This is a genomic window from Streptomyces sp. NPDC050164, assembly GCF_044459945.1.
GTDB classification, from domain to species: domain Bacteria; phylum Actinomycetota; class Actinomycetes; order Streptomycetales; family Streptomycetaceae; genus Streptomyces; species Streptomyces coeruleorubidus_A.
The window spans coordinates 75,635-92,042 of sequence record NZ_JBITJK010000014.1 but is presented as its reverse complement, the minus strand read 5'-3'; the positions used below and the strand labels follow the sequence as shown (position 1 = coordinate 92,042).

General features: G+C 73.2%; 15 protein-coding genes and 2 pseudogenes. 11 read left to right on the top strand and 6 right to left on the bottom strand.

The genetic code is table 11. The features are described from left to right. Positions 1–4: 4 nt before the first annotated feature. From ACIBNA_RS20400 to ACIBNA_RS20390, 3 genes and pseudogenes are all read right to left on the bottom strand, one after another. Positions 5–705: pseudogene (locus ACIBNA_RS20400) on the bottom strand (diguanylate cyclase). A 2-nt stretch (positions 706–707) separates the two neighbouring features. Then, positions 708–1,139 carry a CBS domain-containing protein gene (locus ACIBNA_RS20395; RefSeq protein ID WP_399166569.1) on the bottom strand — a complete coding sequence of 144 codons (432 nt, stop codon included), beginning with the start codon at positions 1,137–1,139 and terminating at the stop codon, positions 708–710. Between the two features lie 83 nt (positions 1,140–1,222). After that, complete coding sequence (locus ACIBNA_RS20390) at positions 1,223–1,624, bottom strand: DUF2795 domain-containing protein (RefSeq protein WP_399166568.1); 402 nt, start codon at positions 1,622–1,624, stop codon at positions 1,223–1,225. A 159-nt stretch (positions 1,625–1,783) separates the two neighbouring features. Here ACIBNA_RS20390 and ACIBNA_RS20385 point away from each other — a divergent pair, with 159 nt between their 5' ends. Beyond that, positions 1,784–1,969: a hypothetical protein gene (locus ACIBNA_RS20385; RefSeq protein WP_399166567.1), complete on the top strand. Its 186-nt coding sequence runs from the start codon at positions 1,784–1,786 to the stop codon at positions 1,967–1,969. Here ACIBNA_RS20385 and ACIBNA_RS20380 read toward each other — a convergent pair. Beyond that, a complete protein-coding gene (locus ACIBNA_RS20380; protein WP_399166566.1) occupies positions 1,923–3,716 on the bottom strand; it encodes a thiamine pyrophosphate-requiring protein in 1,794 nt (597 codons plus the stop codon). The two genes, ACIBNA_RS20385 and ACIBNA_RS20380, sit on opposite strands and share 47 nt — an antisense overlap. A 244-nt stretch (positions 3,717–3,960) precedes the next feature. Here ACIBNA_RS20380 and ACIBNA_RS20375 point away from each other — a divergent pair, with 244 nt between their 5' ends. The 4 genes from ACIBNA_RS20375 to ACIBNA_RS20360 all read left to right on the top strand — a co-directional run bounded on the left by ACIBNA_RS20375 (position 3,961) and on the right by ACIBNA_RS20360 (position 8,083). Beyond that, positions 3,961–4,755: an RNA polymerase sigma factor SigF gene (locus ACIBNA_RS20375; protein ID WP_399166565.1), complete on the top strand. Its 795-nt coding sequence runs from the start codon at positions 3,961–3,963 to the stop codon at positions 4,753–4,755. Between the two features lie 133 nt (positions 4,756–4,888). Next, positions 4,889–5,602: a hypothetical protein gene (locus ACIBNA_RS20370; protein WP_399166564.1), complete on the top strand. Its 714-nt coding sequence runs from the start codon at positions 4,889–4,891 to the stop codon at positions 5,600–5,602. Positions 5,603–5,777: 175 nt separating this feature from the next. Beyond that, positions 5,778–7,025: an aminotransferase class I/II-fold pyridoxal phosphate-dependent enzyme gene (locus tag ACIBNA_RS20365; RefSeq protein WP_399166563.1), complete on the top strand. Its 1,248-nt coding sequence runs from the start codon at positions 5,778–5,780 to the stop codon at positions 7,023–7,025. Continuing rightward, positions 7,022–8,083, top strand: a complete 1,062-nt coding sequence (locus ACIBNA_RS20360; RefSeq protein ID WP_399166562.1) for an MBL fold metallo-hydrolase — start codon at positions 7,022–7,024, stop codon at positions 8,081–8,083. Before ACIBNA_RS20365 ends, ACIBNA_RS20360 begins: the two co-directional genes overlap by 4 nt. Positions 8,084–8,086: 3 nt before the next feature. Here the strand turns inward: ACIBNA_RS20360 and ACIBNA_RS20355 are convergent, their stop codons facing one another. Both ACIBNA_RS20355 and ACIBNA_RS20350 read right to left on the bottom strand, forming a co-directional pair. After that, complete coding sequence (locus tag ACIBNA_RS20355) at positions 8,087–8,707, bottom strand: DedA family protein (RefSeq protein WP_399166637.1); 621 nt, start codon at positions 8,705–8,707, stop codon at positions 8,087–8,089. Between the two features lie 29 nt (positions 8,708–8,736). Beyond that, positions 8,737–9,510, bottom strand: coding sequence for an MBL fold metallo-hydrolase (locus tag ACIBNA_RS20350; RefSeq protein WP_399166561.1), 774 nt, complete (start codon positions 9,508–9,510; stop codon positions 8,737–8,739). A gap of 82 nt (positions 9,511–9,592) precedes the next feature. Between ACIBNA_RS20350 and ACIBNA_RS20345 the strand changes: the two genes are divergently transcribed. The 6 genes and pseudogenes from ACIBNA_RS20345 to ACIBNA_RS20320 all read left to right on the top strand — a co-directional run. Next, the gene (locus tag ACIBNA_RS20345) at positions 9,593–9,994 is read left to right on the top strand and encodes a hypothetical protein (protein WP_399166560.1); all 402 of its coding nucleotides are present in this window, start codon (positions 9,593–9,595) and stop codon (positions 9,992–9,994) included. 97 nt (positions 9,995–10,091) lie between these two features. Next, on the top strand, positions 10,092–12,164 hold the full coding sequence (locus ACIBNA_RS20340) for a phage holin family protein (RefSeq protein WP_399166559.1): 2,073 nt from the start codon (positions 10,092–10,094) through the stop codon (positions 12,162–12,164). A gap of 79 nt (positions 12,165–12,243) precedes the next feature. Next, positions 12,244–13,305 carry an ATP-binding protein gene (locus tag ACIBNA_RS20335; RefSeq protein WP_399166558.1) on the top strand — a complete coding sequence of 354 codons (1,062 nt, stop codon included), beginning with the start codon at positions 12,244–12,246 and terminating at the stop codon, positions 13,303–13,305. 68 nt (positions 13,306–13,373) lie between these two features. Further along, positions 13,374–15,104 carry a hypothetical protein gene (locus ACIBNA_RS20330; RefSeq protein ID WP_399166636.1) on the top strand — a complete coding sequence of 577 codons (1,731 nt, stop codon included), beginning with the start codon at positions 13,374–13,376 and terminating at the stop codon, positions 15,102–15,104. 69 nt (positions 15,105–15,173) lie between these two features. Continuing rightward, positions 15,174–15,602 (top strand): OsmC family peroxiredoxin, encoded by a 429-nt coding sequence (locus ACIBNA_RS20325; protein WP_399166557.1) that lies wholly within the window; start codon positions 15,174–15,176, stop codon positions 15,600–15,602. Between the two features lie 164 nt (positions 15,603–15,766). Next, positions 15,767–16,408: pseudogene (locus tag ACIBNA_RS20320) on the top strand (hypothetical protein); the annotation flags it as partial.

Here is a 16,408-nt window from a genome sequence, read left to right as displayed (position 1 = left end):
ATGCTCAACGTCCTTTCCCGGAGCGTGCGGCAGTCCAGTGCGCCGCGTCGCTCCTCGCGTTCTTCTCGTTCTTGCGGTTCCTGCGGCCCGTGCGCACGCACCGCAGCAACTCCTCGCCGTACGGCAGCAGCACACAGGTGCCGATCGCCGCGGCGATGCCCGCCAGATAGCCGCGCGACAGCGGCCGCCGGCGCGGCACCAGCCGCCACGCGTCGGGGTCCCCGCGGCCGCCGCGCAGCAGCGACTTCACCTGGTCGGCGTGCAGGCACATCAGGGAGGCCAGCGCCCCGAACGGCAGCGACTCCAGAAAGCTGTGGATGTGCTGCTCGACCGGCTTGACCTCCCGCTCGCTGTCGACGGCCGTACGGACGTCCCACAGCGCCGTCGCCTCGTGCACCGCGGCCCCGCCCAGCTGCACGCTCAGCAGCAGCGGTTTGACCTCGTAGCGCAGCGTCAGCGCGATCGGGATGCCGACCTCGGCCATCATCAGCTGGGGGCACCTCCCACGCCTTTAAGGCAGTGGGGGAGGATCAACGACTCCTTGGTGCCCGCCGTGTCCTCGATGCGAGTCCGCCGGTGCATCACCCAGTCGGCCACCCTGGGCACGAACCAGCTGGGCAGCAGCCCGTACAGCAGGTAGCGGGTCGTGGCGTCACCGACATCTACTGTGACGCCGGTGGCACTGATCTCCTTCGCCTGATCGATGCTTACGCACCTCCCTGGGCGTCCGGCTCGGCGCGGCTGATGTCCGCGAGCGCCGACGCGGGGTCCTCGGCCTCGGCCAGGTCGCCGAGGCTCACCATCCCCACCGGCAGCCCGTTCTCCACCACCGGCAGCCGGCGCACGGCGTTCTCGCGCATCAGCGTGACCGCGGTCGTCACCGGATCGTCCGGCGTCACCGTCACCGGATCCGGCGTGCACACCGCCTGCACGCTCACCGTCATCGGGTCGGCACCGTCGGCCACCGCCCGCACCGTGATGTCACGGTCGGTGAGCACGCCGATCACGTCCTGCCCCTCGGCCACCACCACGTCGCCGATGTTCTGGGTGCGCATCAACTGCGCCGCCTCGACGAGCGAGGCGTCCGGGCGTACGGCGACCACACCCGGGGTCATCACGTCCTTCACCAACTCGGCCATCACTGAAGGCCCTCCCTCCGTCCCCCGTCCGGCGGGCGCACCGCGGGCGGGCCGGCCCGCCCGCGGTGCGCCCGGTGCGGTCCCTACGCGTACTCCTCCGGTCCGGTCTCCCGGGCCCGGATCAGGGCCTGGGCCAGCTCCTGCACATTGCCGTAGCGCTGCTGGCGCGGCAGCCGCTCCAGGGCCTCCACGAGGGCGTCGGGCGCCTGGTGGCCGCGCAGCTCGCGGGCCAGGTCGCGCGCGCTCGCGGGGAACACCCGGCGGCCCAGGATCCGGGCCAGCTCCAGACGCACCGACTCCAGGGACGTCGGCGCACGGCTCGGCGTCACCGGCCCGTACGCGACCTCGGGGTCGTCCTCTGCGGCCGGCTCCGGGTCGTGCCACTCCTCGCTGCGGGTGGGGTGCCCGGACCTGAGCAGCCCCTGGAGTTCATGCTTCATCTCGTCGTCACGGTGGACGCTCAGCCGGTCGCTGCCTCGCTGCATGTCTCCCTCCAGACGTTCGGGGGTCCGCACCGCGTACCCGTACACCGCGAGCCGACACAGGCTCGTCACCCTGGATCGATGCCGTCCGCACTGGTTTGCGCCACGGCCTGCGGGAGACCCGGATCACACCCCCCACTCATCTCTGGGGAAGGACACGTCATGGCGATGCTCGCTGTGCTCATTCCGCTGTTCATGCTCGGAGTGGTGCTGGTGCTGGGCCGTTACGAGGAACTGCTGCTGCCGCAGGACGACGCCGACCGGCGCGAACCGGCCGGCGTGCCCCCCGCGGCCGCGACCGCTACTTCTTCTCACGCCCCGGCAGGAACTCCTGCATCTTCGCCTTGAAGCCCTGCTTGACCACCGACCCCCGGTCCGAGTCGCCCTTCAGGATCGACGCGGCGGTCGCCTCCATCTGCTCCCAGGTGGCGTGCGGCGGGATCGGTGGGACGGCCGGATCGGTCAGGAACTCGACCACCGCGGGACCGTCCGCCTCCAGCGCGGCACGCCAGCCCGCCTCGACGTCCTCCGGCTTCTCCACCCGGATGCCGGTCAGCCCCAGGGAACGCGCGAACGCGGCGTACTGCACGTCCGGGATCGCTTGCGACGGCAGGAACTGCGGCGCGCCCTCCATGGCCCGCATCTCCCACGTGACCTGATTCAGATCCTGGTTGTTCCACACGGCGACCACCAGCCGCGGGTCCTCCCACTGGTGGCGGTACTTCGCCGCCGTGATCAGCTCCGCCATCCCGTTCATCTGCATCGCCCCGTCGCCCACCAGCGCGATCGCCGGCCGGTCCGGGTGCGCGAACTTCGCGCCGATCACGTACGGCACCCCGCAGCCCATCGTCGCCAGCGTGCCGGAGAGCGAGCCCCGCATGCCCGGCCGCATGGTCAGGTGCCGCGCGTACCAGTTCGCCGTCGAGCCCGAGTCGGAGGCGACGATCGCGTTGTCCGGCAGCAGCGGGTCCAGGGCGCGGGCCACGTACTCCGGATTGATCGGGTCGGCGTCGAGCCCCGCCCGGCGCTCCATGACGTCACGCCAGCGCGTCACATTGGCGCACACCGTGTCGTACCACTCGCGCCCGCGCCCCTCCTCGATCAGCGGGATCAGCCGCTCCAGCGTGGCCTTCGCGTCGCCGACCAGGTTCACCTCGTACGGGTAGCGCATCCCGACCATGTGCGGATCGATGTCGATCTGCACACCCCGCGCCTTGCCGAACTCCGGCAGGAACTGGGTGTACGGGAACGACGACCCGATGGTCAGCAGCGTGTCGCAGTCCCGCATCAGCTCGTACGACGGGCGCGTGCCCAGCAGGCCGATCGAGCCGGTGACGTACGGCAGTTCGTCGCTGAGGACGTCCTTTCCGAGCAGCGCCTTGGCGACACCGGCGCCGAGCAGCTCGGCGATCCGCTCCACCTCGGCCCGCGCGCCGGCCGCGCCCTGGCCGACCAGGATGGCCACCTTGTCACCGGAGTTGAGGATCTCGGCGGCCCGCCGCACCGAGTCGTCGGAGGGAACCGCCGTCCACGAACTGCGGTCCAGGCTGGAGGGCACCATCTTGAACTCGTGCGTCGGCGGCGAGTAGTCGAGCTCCTGCACATCACCGGGGATGAGGATCGCGGTGGGGCAGCGGCGCGCGTACGCGGTGCGGATCGCCCGGTCCAGCACGTTGGGCAGCTGCTCCGGCACCGTCACCGTCTCCACGAACTCGGAGGCGACGTCCTTGTACAGCGTGTGCAGATCCACTTCCTGCTGGTAGGAGCCGCCCATCGCGGTGCGGTGCGTCTGGCCGACGATCGCCAGTACCGGAACATGGTCCAGCTTGGCGTCGTACAGGCCGTTCAGGAGATGGATCGCGCCCGGCCCGGACGTCGCCGTGCACACCCCGAGACGGCCGCTGAACTTGGCGTATCCGACCGCCTGGAACGCGGACATCTCCTCGTGCCGCGACTGCACGAAACGGGGCTCGTTCTCGGCCCGGCCCCATGCGGCGAGCAGGCCGTTGATGCCGTCGCCCGGGTAGCCGAAGACCTGCTCGACCCCCCACTCGCGCAGCCGCTCAAGGACGTGGTCGGAGACCTTGGTGCTCATGTACGACCTCCCGGACGTATGGGGACAGAGCCAGCTGTACGAGTCACCCTGCGCGACGGTGGAAAACCTCTCCGGGTTTGCGGGTGGGACCCGGGGGCAGGCGCATCTCAGTGCTTCGGACAGGAGGCACGTCCGTGGGAGCGGCGAATCGCGCCGCCACCGGCGCTCCTGGTCCGCACCCAGTCGACGCGCTCCCACGGTGACCGTCCAACCCAGAGCACCAGCAAGGGAATTGCGACGCATCATGCCGATCCACACCAGCGCGAAGCAGCACCCCCACGACGACGCCCCCGACACCGCCGACGCCTTCCGCAAGCTCGCCACACTGCCCGACGGACCCGAGCGCGACGCGCTCCGCGACGAGATCGTCGAGGCCTGGCTGCCCATGGCCGACCGCCTCGCCGGACGCTTCCGCAGCCGCGGCGAGAGCTTCGAGGACCTGCGCCAGGTCGCGGCCCTCGGTCTGGTCAAGGCCGTCGACCGGTACGACCCCGAGCTCGGCAACGCCTTCGAGAGCTACGCCGTGCCCACCATCACCGGCGAGATCAAGCGGCACTTCCGCGACCACATGTGGACCCTGCACGTACCTCGCCGGGTCCAGGACCTGCGCAACCGCGTCCGGTTCGCCTCCCAGGACCTGTCCCAGACCATCTCGGGCCGGCGGCCCACGGTGGCGGAGATCGCCGAGCACGCGAAGATGAGCGAGGAGGACGTCAAGGTCGGCCTGGAGGCCCTGGAGAGCTTCACCGCCCTGTCCCTGGACGCGGAGCTGCCCGGCAGCGAGGACGGGTACTCCCTGAGCGACGCGCTCGGGTCGCCGGATCCGGCGCTGGACACGGTCGTGGACCGTGAGGCGGTGAAGTCGCGGCTGGCGGCGCTGCCGGAGCGGGAGCGGGCGATTCTGTACATGCGGTTCTTCGGGGACATGACGCAGAGCCGGATCGCCGAGGAGCTGGGGATCTCGCAGATGCACGTGTCCCGGCTGATCAGTCGGTGCTGTGGGCGGGTTCGGGAGCAGGTCATGCGGGATGTGGCGTAGCGCTGAGGTGCTCCGATTCACCCGGTTGAGTGGCACCGTCCCGCCAATTGGGGTCCGGCCGCGCGCGGCGTAGTAGGGGGCTGGCTGTGATGGCAGAAGGGCTTTTCTGCCGTCGCCCGAAGGAGTTCGCTCCATGCGCCGCACCCGCCACGCACTCTCCGTCGCCGTCCTGGCCGGCTCCGCCCTGGTGGGCTTCGCGCCGGTCGTGTCCGCCGAACCCGCCGCCGAGGTCAGTCCGGCCACCGTGGAGCCCGGGGGGACGCTCACCATCTCGGTCAGCTGTGATCCGACCGGGGGGTCGCCGCCCGACAGCATCGACGCGACCTCGCAGGCCTTCGACGAGGGCACGGTCCCGTTGCGCAAGGTGAACGGCAACGACGACAAGGTGTCCGGCCCGGTCTATCGGGGGACGGCCCGTATCGCTCCCGCGGAGAACTTCGAGGGAGATCCGGACGCCCTCGGCGAGGACTCGGCGTGGACCGTCGACGGCGCCTGCCCGGCCGCTCCCGGCGGGGAGGGCAAACAGTGGAGCGCGACGTTCACGGTGGCCCACGGCGGTGGCCACCACAAGCCGTCTCAGCCCTCTCACAAGCCGACTCACAAGCCCTCTCACCGGCCCACCCACAAGCCCTGCCCCGACGAACCGCACGACGCATCACACGGCGAACCGCGGCACCACCACACCGAGTGCGCAGGAGTGGTCGTCCCGCGCGGGGTACGCGCCGGCGACGGCGGTGCCTTCACCGACTCCCTGCCCGCCCTGGTCGCGGGCGGGGTGCTGATCGCGGGCGCGTTCGGCGCCGCCGTGCACCGGCTGCGCAACCGGGAGACCGACCCGTACCGCTGACGCACGGCGCGCACCACCGCCCCGCACGCCCCCCGCTTCCCCGGCCCGGCCCGCTCATGCTGTGACCGTCACGACCCGGCCGGGCGCCCATGGTGCGGCGGCGCCGTGGGTACTCAGTGGCCGAGGGCACGGGCGAGGGCGACAGGACACGGCACCAGGCACTGCGGAGGTACGAATGCGGCGGACGGACCCGGAAGGCCACGGCCCCGTCCGCTTCGGGCCGCCGCTCCCCGAGGACGGACTGCCCGTGCTGCCGGAGCTGTCCGCCGTGCTCGCCGCCGCGGCGTCCCGAGGGGACCACGAGCCGGTCGGCGGGGGAGCGGCCCTGCGGGAGGCCGCCTGCGGCTACTGGGACCGGCGCGGACTGCACTGCGACCCCGGCCGGGTGGCCGCCGGGCCCGGCGCGCCCGCGCTGCTGCTCGCCCTGACCGCGGCCCTCGGCGGTGACGTCCTCGTGCCGAGACCCTGCGCCGCCTGGTGGGCGCCGTACGCGCGCCTGCTGGGGCGCCCCGCCTTCCACGTGCCGATCCCGCCGGAGAGCGGCGGTGTGCCCGACCCGTACGCCCTGCTGGAGACCGTGCGCCGGCTCCGCGCCGAGGGCGGTGATCCGCGCCTGCTCGTGCTGTCGGTCGCCGACGATCCCACGGCCACCGTCGCCCCTCCCGAGCTGCTGCACGAGACCGTGGAGGCCGCCCAGGGGGAGGGCCTGCACCTGGTCAGCGACGAGACCTGGCGCGACACCCTGCACGACCCGCACGACACCGTGCTGCTCAGCCCCGCCGAGATGCTGCCCGACCGGGTCACCGTCGTGACCGACCTGGCCGGTGCCCTGCTCCCGCCCGGCTGGCCGGCCGCCGTGGCCCGCTTCCCGGCCGGCGAGGACGCCGACGCCCTCCACGCGCGCGTGCTCGACGTCCTCACCGCGCTCGATGCCCAGGTCGCCGCTCCCATCGCCTCGGCGGCCGCCTACGCCCTGCGGGAACCGGAAGCAGTCACCGCGCGCGTCGCCACCGCCGTGCGCCTGCACGCGCGCCTGGCCGCCGAGGCGCACGCCGCCGTCGTCGCCGCCGGCGCCCTCGCCCGGCCCCCGCAGGCCGGCCGCCATCTGTACGTCGACCTCGCTCCGCTGAGCCCCGCGCTGACCGCGCACGACGTCGGCGACGCACAGGAACTGGAGGACTTCCTAGCCGCCCGCCTCGGCATGCCCGCGCCGGGCGGGCACCGCTTCGGCGACGAGCTCGAAGCCCCGCGCGTGCGCCTTTCGACCGGCGCACTGCTGGCCGGCTCCGACACGGAACGCGCGGAATGCCTCACCTCACCCACGCCGTTGGAACTGCCGCACGTGCAACGCTCGTTGATCCAACTGAGGTCGGCCTTCGACGATCTCCGCGACGACGCTCAGCGATGGGAGCCTCCTCGATGACGCAGCAGTCCGAGTCGACCGCGAGCACGACCACCGGGGAAACCGATGACGCGGCCCTCCCGTCCCCCCTCGCGCCCCCGTACCCGCCGCTGGCCGAACCGAGACCACTGGCCGAACGCCGGGTGTGGCCGCGCACGTTCCACGACCGGCTGACCGCCCCGCTCCCCGGTTTGCGGGCCGTGGCCCGCTTCGCCCGCGAGGGCACCCTGAGACCGAGCCCGGAAGGCCTCGCCGACATCCCCCGGCTCCCTTACGCCCCCGGCCCGCTGCCCCGCGTCGACGCCCGCACGGTCGCCGTCACCTGGGCGGGACACGCCAGTTGGGTCCTGCGCATCGGCGGGCTCACGGTCCTCACCGACCCGGTCTGGTCCCGCCGGATCCTCGGCACCCCGGCCCGCATCACCCCCGTGGGCGTCCCCTGGGAGGAGCTGCCGCGCGTCGACGCGGTCGTCATCAGCCACAACCACTACGACCACCTGGACGCCCCCACGCTGCGCAGGCTCCCGCGCGACACCCCCGTGTTCGTCCCGGCCGGCCTCGCCCGCTGGTTCCACCGCCGCCGCTTCACCCACGTCACGGAGCTCGACTGGTGGGAGGCGGCCGAACTCGACGGCGTCCGCTTCGACTTCGTCCCGTCCCACCACTGGTCCAAGCGCACCCTCACCGACACCTGCCGCAGCCTGTGGGGCGGCTGGGTCCTGACCGACCGGCACGGGCAGCGCCTCTACTTCGCGGGCGACACCGGCTACGGCCACTGGTTCTCCCGCATCGGCCGCCGCTATCCGGGCATCGACCTCGCCCTCCTCCCCATCGGCGCCTACGACCCGCGCTGGTGGCTCAGCGACGTCCACTGCGACCCGGAGGAGGCGGTCCGCGCCGCCCAGGACCTGGGAGCGACCAGGATGGCCCCCATGCACTGGGCCGCCTTCGTCCTGTCGGCGGAGCCGGTCCTGGAGCCCCTCACGCGGGTACGGGCGGCCTGGCAGAAGGCAGGCCTGCCCCGGGAGAACCTGTGGGACATGCCGGTCGGCGCTTCAAGGGTGCTGTCCGGGGACTGACCTCTATCGCACCCGCCGCACCACACTCGGCACCGCGCTGATCACCAAGGTCAGCGCGATCGCCGCGACCACGCCCTCCCACGGCTCGTCGAACAGCGACCCGCCGAGGATCCCGATCAACTGGTACGTCACGGCCCAGGCCAGGCAGGCCGGCAGGTTCCCGCGCCAGAAGCGCCGCATCGGCCACTTCGCCATCAGGCAGGCCAGCATCACCGGGATACGGCCCGCCGGCACCAACCGGGACAGCACCAGCACCGCCACGCCGTGCTCGGCGAGTTTCGTCTGCGCCTGCTCCAGCCGGTCCTCCGGCGCCCGCGCCCGGATCGCCGCCAGCCAGCGCGAGCCGTTCTTCGACTTCATCCCGCGCCGCCCCAGCCAGTACAGCGCCGTGTCCCCGAGGAACGCCGCCAGCGACGCCGTCACGAACACCATCGCCAGCGAGAACGGCGCCGTCTGGTGGAAGGCGACCACGGCCGCCGAACTCACCAGCGCACCCGTCGGGATCACCGGCACCAGCGCCCCGATCAGCACCAGCAGGAAGAGCGAGGGATAGCCGATCGCCTGCTGCGTGGACTCCGGCACGACGGTCGCCGGGGTGACGGCCGACGCCGCGAGCAGAGGTATCGCGGCCTGCGCCACGGGCGCGGTCGAGATCACCGCGCGACCTCCAGGCGCACGCTCTCCCCGTGCCCGAGCCGGTGCACCGCCACGCCCGGCGCGTGCCGCGCCGCGAGCCGCACGAACTCATCACCCGGCGCATGGAACTCGTGGGGGCGCACGGCGTCCATCCCGATCGGCCAGTACGTGCCGTAGTGCACCGGCACCGCACTGCGCGGTGCCAGCCGCGCCAGCGCCTGTGCCGCCCGCCCCGCGTCCAGGTGTCCCTCGCCCAGGTACGGCCCCCAGCCGCCCACCGGCAGCAGTGCCACCTCGACCGGCCCGACCTCCTCGGCCATGTCGTCGAACAGCCCGGTGTCCCCGGCGAAGTACGTCCGGGCCTCGCCGGCGATGACGTAGCCGAGCGCGGGGGAGCGGTGCGGTCCGAGCGGCAGCCGCCGCCCGTCGTGCCGGGCGGGCACGGCCCGTACGACGATGTCACCGACCGGGATCTCGTCCCCGGGTGCCACCTCGCTGACCCGCAGGTGCGCGAGCCGGCGCAGGCCCGGCACCGCCCGGCGCGCGTCTCGGGGCACGAGCAGGTGCGTGCCCGGAGCGAGCCGCATCAGCGACGGCACGTGCAGGTGGTCGGCGTGCAGATGCGAGACCAGCGCGACATCCGCCTGGTGGGCGCCGGGAGGCGGCAGGTCCCCGCGCCGGCGGCGCAGGTGCGCGAGCCGGCGTGCGAACAGCGGATCGGTGAGCACGCGTACGTTCGAGTCCTCGACCGTGCAAGTGGCGTGACCCCACCAGGTGATCTCCACCGGCACTTCTTTGCCTCCTTCGCGCGACTCCCCGAAGCCTACGTGCAGGAGTAGGGTCGGCGGCGAAACCGGAGGTGAGGGGGACGCCATGGTGCCGGTCCGGGTCACGGCGATCGCGAGTCTGACGCCGCTGGAGGAGCTCGACGACGATCCGTTCCTGGTCGACTCCCGCAGCCAGCACGCGATGTGCGCCCGCTGGGCCGCCGAGCGGGGCTATGTGATCAGCCGCGAGTTACTGGTCCGGGGGCTGCGTCCCGACCACTGCGCGCTGTGGGACGGCGTCCGGCCCGGCCTCGACCTGTTCGTGGCGCCCAGCCGGAGAGTGCTGGAGAGCGCGCTCGCCTCCGTCGAGGAGTTCACCGAGGAGTGCGTGCGGCGCGGGGTGCGGGTCGAGACGGTGGGGCACGCGGAGCCGGCGTACGACGCGGCGATGAAGGCGTGTGTGCACCGCCGGCTGTCGATGCCGACCGCCGGCTACGACGGGCGCTGACGCGACGGTTCGGGGGACACCGGGCGTACCCGGGGCGTTGTGGCACTGTGGGTGAGGGCCCGTGGTCGGGACGGGCCGGGACGTGAGGTGGCTGGGCGTGCGGGGCGTGCGGTGGCGGCGGGTCGCCAGTCAGGTGGGGCGGAGCGTCGCCGTGTGGGCGGTCTCCACCCTCACCATGCTCGTGCTCGCCGGGATCCTGCCGGACTTCCGGCTCCGCTCGGCCGACGGCGACAGCGCGACCGACATCGCCGTCACGGCGGCCTTCGGTGCCGGCGCCTTCGGTCTGCTGTCGGCCGTGGTCTGGCCGTTGCTCGTTCGGCTCCTGCTCCTCGTACCGGCGCTCGTGCTCGGGCTGCTGGTGTTCTTCCTCAACGGCGCGCTGCTGCTGCTCGCGCTGCGCCTCGACCCCGGGGAGCGCGGCACCGCCGCCCCGGAGACCGCCGTCGTGGTCGCCGCCGTCATGTCCGCCGTGGCGTCCGCCACCGGCGCCGCCCTGGCCGTGCGCGACGACGACGCCTACCGCCGCCGGCTGTACCGCCTCTCGGACCGCCGTCGTCGCAGGTCCGGACCGCCCTGCCCGGCCAGCCCCGGCACGGTCTTCCTGCAACTCGACGGCGTCGGCCACGACGTCCTGCTGGACGCGGTCGGCAAGGGCCTGATGCCCACCGTCGCCCGCTGGCTCGACATCGGCGACGGCGCGCGCCCCACCCACCGGCTCATCCCCTGGCGCACCGACTGGTCCAGCCAGACCGGCGCCAGCCAGCTCGGCATCCTGCACGGCAGCAACCACGACGTCCCGGCGTTCCGCTGGTACGAGAAGGACACCCGCGAGGTGGTCGTCTGCAACCGCCCGACCAGCGCCGCCGAACTCCAGCGCCGCGCCGCCGGATACGCGGGGCACGGCGGCCTGCTCGCCGTCGACGGCGCCAGCCGCGGCAACCTCTTCAGCGGCGGCGCCGGACAACAGGCCCTCGTGCTGTCCATCGCCGGCCGCCGCAGCCGGGAGAACCGCTCCCGGGCGGGCTACTTCGCCTACTTCTCCGACCCGGCCAACGCCGTGCGCACGGCCCTGTCCTTCGCCGCCGAGGTGGGCCGGGAGATCGGCCAGTCCACCCGGGCCCGCCTCGCCAAGCAGCGCCCGCGCGTCTCCCGCGGCGGCCTCTACCCGCTCGTGAGGGCCTTCGCGACCGTCGTCGAGCGGGACGTCGTCGTGGCCGCCGTGACGGGCGACATGCTCGTCGGCCGCACCGCCGTCTACGCCGACCTCGTGGCCTACGACGAGGTCGCCCACCACTCCGGCCCGGCGAGCCGCGACGCGCAGAAGGTCCTCGAAAGCCTCGACCGCTCCCTCGCACTGATCGAGAAGGTCGCCGAGCACGCCCCGCGCCCGTACCGGATCGTCGTGCTGTCCGACCACGGCCAGAGCCCCGGCGAGACCTTCCGCTCCCGCTACGGGCTCACCCTCGGCGACCTGGTGCGGGCCGGCTGCGGACTGCCCGTGCCGCGCCGCGCGGAGCGCACCCGCAGCGGGACCGAGGCCCGCGCCGCCGTGCGCGCCGCCCTGCGCATCCCCGTCGAGGAGCACGGCGAGCAGCACCGCCCCACACGCCGCTCGGAGCCGATCGTGCTGGCCTCCGGCAACCTCGGCCTGGTCTCCTTCCCGGACGTCACGCACCGCATGAGCAAGGAGGAGATCGACGCCCGCCACCCCGCGCTGCTGCCGACCCTCGCCAACCACCCCGGCATCGGCTTCCTGCTGGTGCGCAGCGACGAGCACGGCGGGGTCGTCCTCGGCGCGTACGGCGCCGAGATACCGCTCGCCGACCTCGAAGACAACCCGGGCCCGCTCGCCGCGTTCGGGCCGGGCGCCGCAGACGCGGTACGCCGCACGCACTCCTTCCCGCACACCGCCGACATCATGGTCAACTCCTTCCACGACCCGGCCGACGGCGAAGTCCTCGCCTTCGAGGAGCAGATCGGCTCCCACGGCGGACTCGGCGGTGAACAGGGCAGACCCTTCCTGCTGTCGCCGCTCGGCTTCTCCGCGCCGGTCGACGAGGGGGAGGAACTTGTCGGCGCCGAACACGTCCACCGCGTACTGCGCCGCTGGATGCGTGAGTCGGACGGCCCCCAGGTGCCGATGGTGAGCAGCGAGGAACGCGCCGCCTGAAATTGGGCTGCGCCCGGAAAGCCGTACGCACACACTGGTGCGGTTCGTCTTCCCACACCCCTTTCGAGGAGAACCTGCGTTGCAGGCCGCCGTCACCGTCACTCCCGCCCGCATCCCGGAGCTGCTGCTCGGTCTCGCCACCGTCCGGCCGGTCTTCATCTGGGGCGCTCCCGGCATCGGGAAGTCCTCCCTGGTACGGGCGTTCGCCGAGTCGCTCGGCCTGGAGTGCGTGAGCCTGCTGGGCACCCAGCTGGCGCCCGAGGACCTCATCGGCGTACCGCAGATCCGCGAGGGGCGCTCGGTGTTCTGCCCGCCGGAGGCGATCGCCCGGGACGAGCCGTACTGCCTGTTCCTGGACGAGCTCAACGCGGCCACGCCGGACGTGCAGAAGGCGTTCTACTCGCTGATCCTCGACCGCCGTATCGGCACCTACGAACTGCCCAAGGGCTCGATCGTCATCGGCGCCGGAAACCGCGCCACCGACAACGCGCTCGCCCGGCCCATCGCCTCCGCGCTCGTCAACCGCCTCACCCACGTGCACCTGGAGGCGTCCGCGACGGACTGGCTCGTCTGGGCCGCAGGGCACGGCATCCACCCCTGGATCGTGGACCACCTCACCGACCGGCGCGACCACCTGTGGTCCAAGCCGCCGAAGACGGAGGAGCCGTTCTCCACGCCCCGTTCCTGGCACATGCTCTCCGACGCCCTGCACTCCTTCGGTCGCGACCTCGACGAGGAGACGCTGCGGGTGCTCGCGCACGGCACGCTGACGCCCGCGCACGCGCAGGCCTTCTGCGGCTACGTCAAGATCGTGCGCAGCCGGTTCGGCATCGAGGCGATCCTCAAGGGCGACGCCCGCTGGCCGAACCGTCCGGAGGACCGCGACCTGCTCTTCTACCTCGCCGACTCCTTCCGCGGCCGCCTGATCAAGGAACTGCCCGCGAGCAAGGAGCACATGTCGGCGAACGGCCGCCAGACCGCCTACCGCGCCAAGTCGCTCCTGGTGCAGCTCGCGGAGATATCCGTCGAGGTCGCCCAGACCGTCATCGCCTCCGACAGCGACGGCAACCCCGTGCTGCCCTCCTGGTTCCTCGTCGAGGCGGCGCGCGACATGCCCCGGCTGGTGGAGGCACGCCGGTGAGCCGTGGCCACGGCAAGGACCGGCGGAAGAAGAAGCGGGACCTCGCGGGCGAGGCCTTCGCCGAGGGAATGCGGCTGATGCGGACCAACCCCGCCCTCGCCGCCGTGGAGTTCGACGTCTGCCGCCAGGAGGAGTGCCGCCTCGCGCCCCGCCACGGACTCGTGGTCGTCGACTCCGACGGCGATCTGCACGTCCACCCGGACCGGCTCGCCGAGCCCGCCGCCTGGGCGTGGGCACTCGCGCACGCCGTCCTCCACCTCGGCTTCGGGCACGTCCCGGCGGTCAAGGGCGACCGCGTCCAGCCCGACCGCCACGACCTCGCCGCCCGCTGCGTCGTCGTCAACCGCTTCCTGCTCGGCTTCACCGTCGGCGAGACCCCGGAGCACCTGCCCGCCTCCTACCCGGACGGCGACGAGGAGCAGCTCGCCGCCCGCTGGCGACGCGACGGACTGCCCGCCGTGTACGAGCGCTGCGGTACGGCCGGCGACGAGCCCGACCAGGTGCTGGTGCCGTGGCTGGGCTGGTCCCGGCCGACCGACTGGCAGCTGGCCTTCGCCACCTCCCTGACTCGGACCGTGTCCGCCGCGATGGACATGGCGGGCGGCCGCCGCGACAGCCTGGACGGCGAGGCGCCCCGGCTGCGGCCCTGGCAGCGGGCGCTGAGCTGGTTCATCTCCTCCTACCCGCTGCTCGGCGGTATCGCCTCCGGCATCAAGCTGGTCGCCGACGCCGAACTCGCCCGCGCGCACGGCATCGCGATCGCCGCCGTCAACGCCGAGGCCGGCGAGATCTACGTCAACCCGCTGCGCCAGTTCGAGGACGAGGAGTGGCGGTTCGTCCTCGCCCACGAGATGCTGCACGCCGCCCTGCGCCACGGCGACCGCTGCGGCACCCGCGACCCCTACCTGTTCAACATCGCCTGCGACTACGTGATCAACGGCTGGCTGACCGAGATGCAGGTCGGCACCATGCCCGAGGGGCTGCTGCACGACCCGCAGCTCGCGGGCCTGTCCGCGGAGGAGGTCTACGACCGGATCGCCGGCGACCTGCGCCGCATGCGCCGGCTGGCCACCCCGCGCGGCAAGGGCGCCGGCGACGTCCTCGGCGCGCCGCTCGGCCCGCCCCGCGACTACGTCGACCTGGACGGGTTCTACCGCCGCGGCCTCGCCCAGGGACTCGACCTGCACCAGCGGCAGGAGCGCGGCTTCCTGCCCGGCGGCCTGGTCGACGAGATCCGCGCGCTCAGCCACCCGCCGCTGCCGTGGGACGCGCGGCTCGCCCGCTGGTTCGACGAGTTCGTGCCCCGCCCCGAGCCCGTACGGTCCTTCGCCCGCCCCTCGCGCCGCCAGGCGGCCACCCCCGGGATCCCCCGCGCGGGGCGGTACTTCCCGCCCGAGGAGATCGCCCGCTGCACCTTCGGCGTGGTCCTGGACACCTCCGGCTCCATGGACCGCGTCCTGCTCGGCAAGGCACTGGGCGCCATCGCCTCCTACGCCGAGGCCCGGGACGTACCGGCAGCCCGGGTCGTGTTCTGCGACGCTGCCCCGCACGACGCCGGCTATCTGCCGGTCACCGAGATCGCCGGCCGGGTGCGCGTGCACGGCCGGGGCGGCACCGTCCTGCAACCCGGCATCGACCTGCTGCACCGTGCCGACGACTTCCCGCCCGGCGCGCCCGTCCTGATCATCACCGACGGCTGGTGCGACGTCCTGCGCGTGCGGCGCGAGCACGCGTACCTGATCCCGCGAGGGGCGCGGCTGCCGTTCAGCGCCAGAGGGCCGGTCTTCCGCGTGAGTTGAACCGGAGTGTGATCGGATGGTGGCCGGGAACCGGTCACGGTTTCCGGATACTCATCGAAAGGATGCGACATGGCAGCCACGCGCTCCGCACACACCGTTTGGGAAGGCAACCTCTTCAAGGGCAACGGCGTCGTCACCTTCGACTCCTCCGCCATCCTCGCCGAGCAGCCGGTGACCTGGGCGGCCCGCACCGAGGAGCCGGGCGGGAAGACCAGCCCGGAGGAGCTGATCGCCGCCGCCCACTCCAGCTGCTTCTCGATGGCCTTCTCCAACATCCTCGACAAGGCCGGCACCCCGCCGACCAAGCTGGTGACCTCCGCCGACGTCACCTTCCAGCCCGGCGAGGGCATCACCGGCATCCACCTCACCGTCGAGGGCACCGTCCCCGGCATGGACGAGGCGGCCTTCCTCGCCGCCGCCGAGGAGGCCAAGGTCGGCTGCCCGGTCAGCCAGGCCCTCAAGGCCACGCCCATCACCCTGACCGCCAAGCTCGCCTGACCGGCCCCACCCACGTCGCGGGGGGCCCCCCCCCCCCCCCCGCCCCCCCCCCCCCGGGGGGGGGCCCCCCCCCCCCCGCCCCCCCCCCCCCGACGCGTCGGTTCGCCATCCGCGCCCGGGGTATGAACCAGACGCTCCGACGCCGACGGTCCGGAAGGAACGCGATGCTGCCGGGAACGTCCACCAGCGCGACGGTGCCCGACTCCGCCACCCGTGACCGGACGACCAGCCAGGACGTGCTCCCCGCCGCGCTGCTCGACGAACAGGTCGCGCCACGCCGGCTGCGGCTGCCGCACGGCGACCACGGCCTCGGCCTCGCGTCCCTGCGGATCCTCGTCGTCACCACGCCGCGCGGCGACGCCACCCTCGTCGTGGACTGCGCCTTCGCGGGCGAGACCACGGCCGGCGACCTCGCCGCCCGGCCGGCCGCCACCTGCTTCGACCGGGAGCGGATCGAACTCGACGACCGCCCGCTGCTGACCGGGCAACTCGGCGGCCGGCCGCTCGCCCTCGGCCAGAACGTGCACCAACTCGTCTTCCCCGGCGGCCGCTTACAGCGCGACCTGCTCAGCGCCGACGAGGCCCGCAAGGCGATCCTGCTGAACGAGATCGTCTACCGCGGCCGGATGCCCTGGAACCCCGCCACGCCCTACGACGCGAGCCTGGCGCCGCACCGCAGGAACCACGGCGTCACCCTGTCCGCCCCAGGGGGTGTGGGCCGACACCCGGGGGGGGGCCCCCCCGGGGGGGGGGGGGGTGGGGGGCGCCCCGGGGGGGGGGGGAAACCCCCCGGCCGGGGGCGCCCC